Consider the following 6,690-nt stretch of genomic DNA (forward strand, 5'->3'; position numbering starts at 1 on the left):
ACCTTGCCCAGCGCCAATTTTGTAGTAGCCGGCGATTTCACAATGAGATTGTTCATTGATTTCTCAGCCTCGGATTGGAAAGAATCGCGCACAGGTCGGCAATCAGCACCAACGTCAAATACGCCGTACAAAACAGCATGGTGCAGGCTTGAACCAGGGCCATGTCGCGGTTGGTCACGGCATCGACCATCAGGCTGGCGATGCCGGGGTAGTTGAAGATCGTTTCAACGATCACCACCCCGCCCAACAGGTAAGACAGGCTCAAAGCGATGGCATTGGCGATGGGCCCGATGGCGTTGGGCAAGGCATGGCGTAGAACGATCCGAATCTTGCTCACACCTTTGAGTCGGGCCATCTCCACGTAAGGGCTGTCGAGCTGATCGATCACCGCCGCCCGGGTCATGCGTGCCATCTGCGCGACAATCACGCAGCACAGCGTCATCACCGGCAAGGCGTAAGTGCGCATGAATTGCCAGGGTGATGTGATGTCACTGGCGTAGGACAACGCCGACAACCAACCCAGGTTCACCGCGAAAATCAGCACTGCCAGGGTCGCAACCAGAAACTCTGGCACCGCTACCATGGTCAAGGTAAAAAAGCTCAGGACACTGTCGATGCGCCCGCCCCGGCCCATGGCCGAACCGATGCCCAGAATCAACGMCACCGGCACTGATACCAGCGCCGTGGCGGCCGCCAGCATCAGGGTGTTGGGCAGACGCCCGGCCATCAAGTCGCTGACTGGCATGGCGTTGGATACCGACTGCCCCATGTCACCGCTAAGCAGGCTCATCAACCAGTGCAGGTAACGCAACACACCGGGCTGATCCAGCCCCATTTTCAGGCGCAAGGCTGCCACCTGCTCGGGCGTGGCGAACTGCCCCAGAGACTGTTGTGCCGCGTCTCCCGGCAGCACCGCCGTGATGGCGAACACCACCATGGACACAATCAACAAGGTCACGATCGCCGCGCCCAGGCGCCGGCCGATCAACCACAGAGTGTTGCTATTCATCACCCTATCCTCATGCTATGTAACTGCAGCAAAAACCCGACTTTCATCAAGCGTCCAGCCAGACCTGCTCGGCAAACATGTACCCCATGAAACCGCCCAGGGGGTTGGTGCCGTAGCCCTTGACTCGCTGATCGGCGCCATCGATGTTGCTGATGAACACCGGCACGCCAATACCGCTGTGCTCATGCACCAGGGTTTGCATATCTGCGTACATCTTGCCGCGCTTGGCCTCGTCGGTTTCACCTCGGGCTTGTACCAACAGTTGGTCGAACTGTTCGTTTTTCCAGCCGGACTCATTCCAGGGTGCTGTCGACTGGAAGAACTGCGAGAAAAGCATGTCGGCATTGGGCCGCGGATTGATGTTGCCAAAGCTCAGTGGGTGCTTCGCCCAATGGTTGGACCAGTAGCCATCGCTCGGCAGACGGTTGACGTCGAGCTTGAGCCCCGCCTGTTTGGCTGACTGCTGCAGCAGCACGGCGATGTCCACCGAACCGGTCGCAGCCGGCGAGCACATCAGCGGCATAGTGATGCTTTCCATGCCGGCCTTTTTGAGCAGGAACTTGGCTTTTTCCGGATCGTAGGCACGTTGTGGCAGGTCGGCGTTGAAGAAGCGCGCACCGGGTGCGATCGGGTGATCGTTGCCGACCCTGGCGTAGCCACGGAATATCGCCGACTTGATCTGCTCGCGGTCCAGCAAGTATTTCATGGCCTGGGTGAATTCCGGGCTTTGGCCTGGCATCTGGTCCTGACGAATGATCAGGTCAGTGTAGTTACCCGACGGCGAGTCCACGACCCGATGCCTGGTGCTGGCCTTGATGCGAGCCGTTGAGCGCGGGTTAACCTCGTTGACGATGTGCACGTCGCCCGACAACAGGGCGTTGATCCGTGACGGCTCGTCGGCAATGGCGATAAATTCGATCTCGTCCAGATACGGCAAGCCGGGTTTCCAGTAATTGGTATTGCGCACACCAATCGAACGCTCCCCGGGCTTGAACTCCTTGACCTTGAACGGACCGGTACCGATGCCCTGGCTGAAATCGCTCGTACCCTCGGGAACGATCAACATGTGAGAGATGGCAAGAATCGACGGCAATTCAGCATTCGGGCCGCTCAATTGAATCTGCACTTCGTGGGTGCCGACGGCCTTGACCTCAGCGAACTGCGACGCGAGCGGCAGGACCTTGGAACCGGTGATCGGGTCCTTGTGCCGCAACAGGGAAAACACCACGTCAGCGGCGGTCAGGGGCTTGCCGTTGTGGAAGGTCACTTCCTTGCGCAGGCTGATGACCCAGAGCGTGGCGTCAGTGGTTTCAATTCGCTCGGCCAACTCCAGTTGCGGCACCATATGGCTGTCGAAACGGGTCAGGCCGTTGTAGAACATGTAGTGACGCACGTAGTCGGTGGACGACGAACCTTTGGCTGGATCCAGGGTGTCGGCGGTGGAGCTGGACGAGCCTGCAACGCGGATACGACCGCCAGGCTTGCCTTTGCCAGGGCTTGCACCTTCATCATCGGCAAACAGTTTGCCAGCGGCGCCGAACAGACTGCCAGCCCCCACTGCGGCCACCCCTGCCAACCCCAGCATTTGCAATGCATTGCGGCGTGACATGCCGCGATTGAGYCCTTCAAAAACACGCAGACTTTCTTCACCGGTGATCAACTGGGAGTCGATATTCTTTTTATCGTCAGTCATGTCAGTCCAACCTTTCGCAAATGATAAGGCTCAAGTGCTGGCGATTAAGCGCAGCGTGATTGAAACGTAAAAATGAGAAGCAACCACATGAACTCAGTGCAGGTAGTCCTGCAGGCGGTAATACGCACCCACCAGAGGCAGGAACCAGGGTTTGCCGAAATGCCCGGGAATGGCTGGCCAATCGAGTTCGCGCCACGGGTTGGCCTCGACCTTGCCGGCCATTACCTCGGCCATGACCTGCCCCATGTGTACCGACATTTGCACCCCATGACCGCTATAACCCATGGAGTAATAAACCCCTCCATGCTGCCCGGCCCGGGGCAACCGATCGGAGGTCATATCCACGAGACCACCCCAGCAGTAATCGATCTTCACGCTAGCCAGTTGCGGAAACATCTGGACCATCGCCGCCTGCAATACCTTGCCGCTCTTGGCGTCGGAAATGCTGTCGGACATGGCAAACCGGGCACGACCGCCAAACAGCAAGCGGTTGTCCGGCGTCAGGCGGAAGTAGTTACCGATCATGCGGCTGGTGACATAGGAACGCCGTGCCGGTAGCAAGCTGTCGATCAGGGCCTGCGGTAGCACCTCCGTGGCGATCACGAAACTGCCCACCGGCACGATCCGCCGCCGATACCAGCCCAATCCGCCCTGCTGGCACGTGCCTGTGGCCAGCAGAATTTGCGTGGCGTGTAGCGAGCCCTTGGTGGTGTTGACCTGATAGCCGCCAGCGCTGGCTTTCCAGTCCGTCACCGACACGCCCTGAAAGATCGATGCGCCGTGACGTGCTGCTGCTTCGGCAAGCCCGACACCGAAGCGCCCGACATGCATCTGCACGCCGTTGCGCTGCAGCATGCCTCCATGGAACTGGGCCGAGTTGGCTTCAGCACGGGCTTCTTCTGGAGAGAGCAACTCGACGTCGGCGTCGACCTCCCGCCGAATCAATTCGCAGGTGCGCGCCAAACCTTCGTAATGCATCGGTTTGGCGGCCAGCTTCAGCTTGCCATTGCGCTTGAGGTCGCAGGCAATCTGCTCCTGCTCCACCAATGAAACGACGCTCTGTACGGCGCTTTCATAGGCTTGGTAATAAGCACGCGCCTTATCAGCGCCGAGGCTGGCGCTGAGTGCCGCGTAGTCTTGGGCAACGCCGGTGCTGCAGTGGCCACCATTGCGCCCCGAAGCCTCGCCAATCACTCGCCCTCCTTCCAGCACCACCACACTGGCCCCCTTCAAGGCCAGGGCTCGGGCCGCCGCCAGGCCGGTGAGACCACCACCGACGATGGCCACATCGACCTGCCCGGGCAATGCGCCGAGCTGAGCACCGGTGAATTGCGGTGCGGTATCGAGCCAATAGGACTCACTGCCCATGTCTAACCCCTTTTGCCTTGAAGAGTGCCCTGAGACTCAGAGACCGACCAACCCGGGCAATGCGCCGATATCCGGGATCTGGTGGTAGCCATAGACGGCATTCGCCGGCTGTTCATGACCACGAGCAACGAAGGCTTTGTTCTTGATCTTCATGTCGTTGGCCGGCATCAGGTCATAACGAAAGCTCGAGGACACATGCAGAACGTCTTCTGGGCCGCAGCCGAGGTTATCGAGCATGAACTCGAAGGCGGCCAGGCGCGGCTTATAGGCTTGGGCTTGTTGGGCGGTGAAGACTTTATGGAAAGGTGCGCCGAGCTTGTCGACGTTGGACATGATCTGCTCGTCCATCGCGTTGGAGAAAATCACCAGGGGAATCTTGTCGGCGATTTTCGCCAGGCCAGCCGGCACGTCGGCATGTGGCCCCCAAGTCGGTACGGCGTCGTAGTAGAGCTGGCCTTCGCCTTTGTACTCGACACCCCAACGCTTGCAGACCCGCGCCAGGGCGGTCTTGATAATCTCATCATACGGCCGCCAGTCACCCATCACCYGATCCAGACGATAGGCGGAGAAGTCCTTGACGAACTGATCCATTTGCTCAAAAGGGACACGATCGGCGAACAGTTYGCGCGTCATGTTTCCCATTTGAAAGTTGGTCAACGTGCCATAGCAGTCAAAGGTAATAAACTTGGGTCGAAGAAAGCTCATGAGTGCGGTCCTTAATGATTGTTGAGGTCATGACGGGGCAAACAGTTACTCCGCTCTGGAAGCATCGGAGCAACGCTGCATCACGGATTTATTACAACACCAAGAGACCATGCATAAACTGTTAAAAGTATAGGCTGCTTGGTACAAACCACCGTTTTGCAGGGCTTGCTCAGCAGACTTTGCGGGATGCTCCAGACTCGGGCGCTCCAGCCCCTGTTTCTACGCCTTTGCGGGCTGTTATGGTGCGCTGGCAAGCCATGCACAACGCCATGTGCGGCAGTATTCATGACTGGCGGAAGGAGATCGGGGGCATTCGCTGAGGACGCGCCCGCTGATTGTGCTGCGAGGTGAGGCGGGGCCAGTCAAGAGTCAATGCGCGTTGGGACAACCTTGCTTCTATTAGCGATAGGCGTGACATGCCGGTCAACGCAACATCTGTACGCGTCGCGACAACTCTACAAAGGCGGCGCATTGCACGATGCAGCACCACGTCCCTTCCTGCTTGTCTATATGGCCCACCACCGCCACCGATGAGCCTGCGACCGCACTGACTGGTAATGATCTCATCGAGCTGTCTATCAGCAAGGTTACTGACGAAATCGGGTCAACTTGCTCTCATACAAAGTCAGCCTGGCAGATACGGCAGATTCTCCCTTGCAAACCTCAAGAACAGCACATTTTATCTGGCACGCTTTGTTAGCTTATTGAGAAGACGCGGCATAGCGATGTCCTGGTCGCCACGGCGATGTTCTGGTGATTTCCACGTTCGGCCTGATCTATTTTTCAGCGGCCTTGCCGGGTCGCGAGCCAGACCGCCCTCTGCTGCTTGCAGTGCCTGTTACCGCTCAAGGGAGCCAGTTGGATGACAATACAATCTTCGAATAGCTACAGCGTTGATCCGCAAACGTCTCACAAATTTTATATCAATGGCTGTTGGTCGTCCCCGGCGATCCCGGCAAGTTTGCCGGTGGTCAATCCGGCAACTGAAGAGGTCGTTGCGCAGGTCGCGCAAGGCTCCGCCGAGGATGTTGATCGGGCAGTAGTTGCCGCGCGTGCAGCGTTTGCTGGTTGGTCTGCTACCTGCGCAGAGTCGCGCGCGCTTGTCCTTGGAAAGATCCACGAGCTCATCCTTGAGCGAAAAGAAGTGCTCGCGCAGGCCCTCTCCCTCGAAATGGGTGCTGCCATCGGTTCCGCCCGGGCAATGCAAGTGCCTCTCGCGGCCGAACACGTTCGGGTCGCCCGCGACCTGCTGTCCACTTATCGTTTCCAGACGGTTGAAGATGGAACCGCGATTGAACGCGAACCCATAGGCGTCTGCGGTCTCATCACTCCGTGGAACTGGCCGCTTTATCAAATCACCGCGAAAGTCGCCCCGGCTATTGCCGCCGGATGCACTGTGGTCCTCAAACCAAGCGAACTGTCGCCTCTGAGCGCCCTTCTTTTTGCACAACTGGTCCACGACGCGGGCCTTCCACCTGGCGTCTTCAACCTCGTGAACGGAAGTGGTCCCGAGGTCGGCGCAGCAATCGCTGCGCACCCGGATATCGATATGATTTCGATTACCGGCTCCAACCGCGCGGGCGCGCTGGTCGCACAGGCGGCCGCCCATACGGTGAAGCGCGTCACACAAGAATTGGGAGGCAAATCACCGAACATTCTGCTTCCCGACGCCGACTTTGCCAAAGCCGTCCCACTGGGCGTGATGTCAGCGTTCCGCAACGTCGGACAATCATGCAGCGCCCCGACACGAATGATCGTACCTAAGGACCGGCTGGCGGAGGTTGAATCGCTGGCAGCCGAAACCGCCAATGCGATCATCGTGGGTGATCCGCGATCGGAAGCTACGGTGCTCGGTCCCATTGCCAACGAGGCCCAGTTCAATCGCGTGCAAGCCATGRTCGAGGCTGGCCTGAGT

Annotated in this window: 5 protein-coding genes; 1 reads left to right on the forward strand and 4 read right to left on the reverse strand. The window is 58.7% G+C overall.

Features of this window, described 5'->3' with window-relative positions:
• Window positions 1-52: 52 nt before the first annotated feature.
• From ACXRVY_RS13680 to ACXRVY_RS13695, 4 genes are all read right to left on the reverse strand, one after another.
• Window positions 53-1,009, reverse strand: a complete 957-nt coding sequence (locus tag ACXRVY_RS13680) for an ABC transporter permease (protein WP_458237562.1) — start codon at window positions 1,007-1,009, stop codon at window positions 53-55.
• 46 nt (window positions 1,010-1,055) lie between these two features.
• Window positions 1,056-2,702 (reverse strand): ABC transporter substrate-binding protein, encoded by a 1,647-nt coding sequence (locus ACXRVY_RS13685; RefSeq protein WP_457265721.1) that lies wholly within the window; start codon window positions 2,700-2,702, stop codon window positions 1,056-1,058.
• Window positions 2,703-2,795: 93 nt separating this feature from the next.
• Window positions 2,796-4,070 carry an NAD(P)/FAD-dependent oxidoreductase gene (locus tag ACXRVY_RS13690; RefSeq protein WP_223458797.1) on the reverse strand — a complete coding sequence of 425 codons (1,275 nt, stop codon included), beginning with the start codon at window positions 4,068-4,070 and terminating at the stop codon, window positions 2,796-2,798.
• A 36-nt stretch (window positions 4,071-4,106) separates the two neighbouring features.
• Entirely contained in the window at window positions 4,107-4,775 is a 669-nt protein-coding gene (locus tag ACXRVY_RS13695; RefSeq protein WP_458237563.1) for a haloacid dehalogenase type II, read from the reverse strand.
• Window positions 4,776-5,637: 862 nt separating this feature from the next.
• Here ACXRVY_RS13695 and ACXRVY_RS13700 point away from each other — a divergent pair.
• On the forward strand, window positions 5,638-6,690 hold a 1,053-nt coding region (locus ACXRVY_RS13700; RefSeq protein WP_458237564.1), incomplete at its 3' end, for an aldehyde dehydrogenase family protein.

The sequence above is a fragment of the Pseudomonas sp. P5_A2_2 genome (assembly GCF_054177685.1).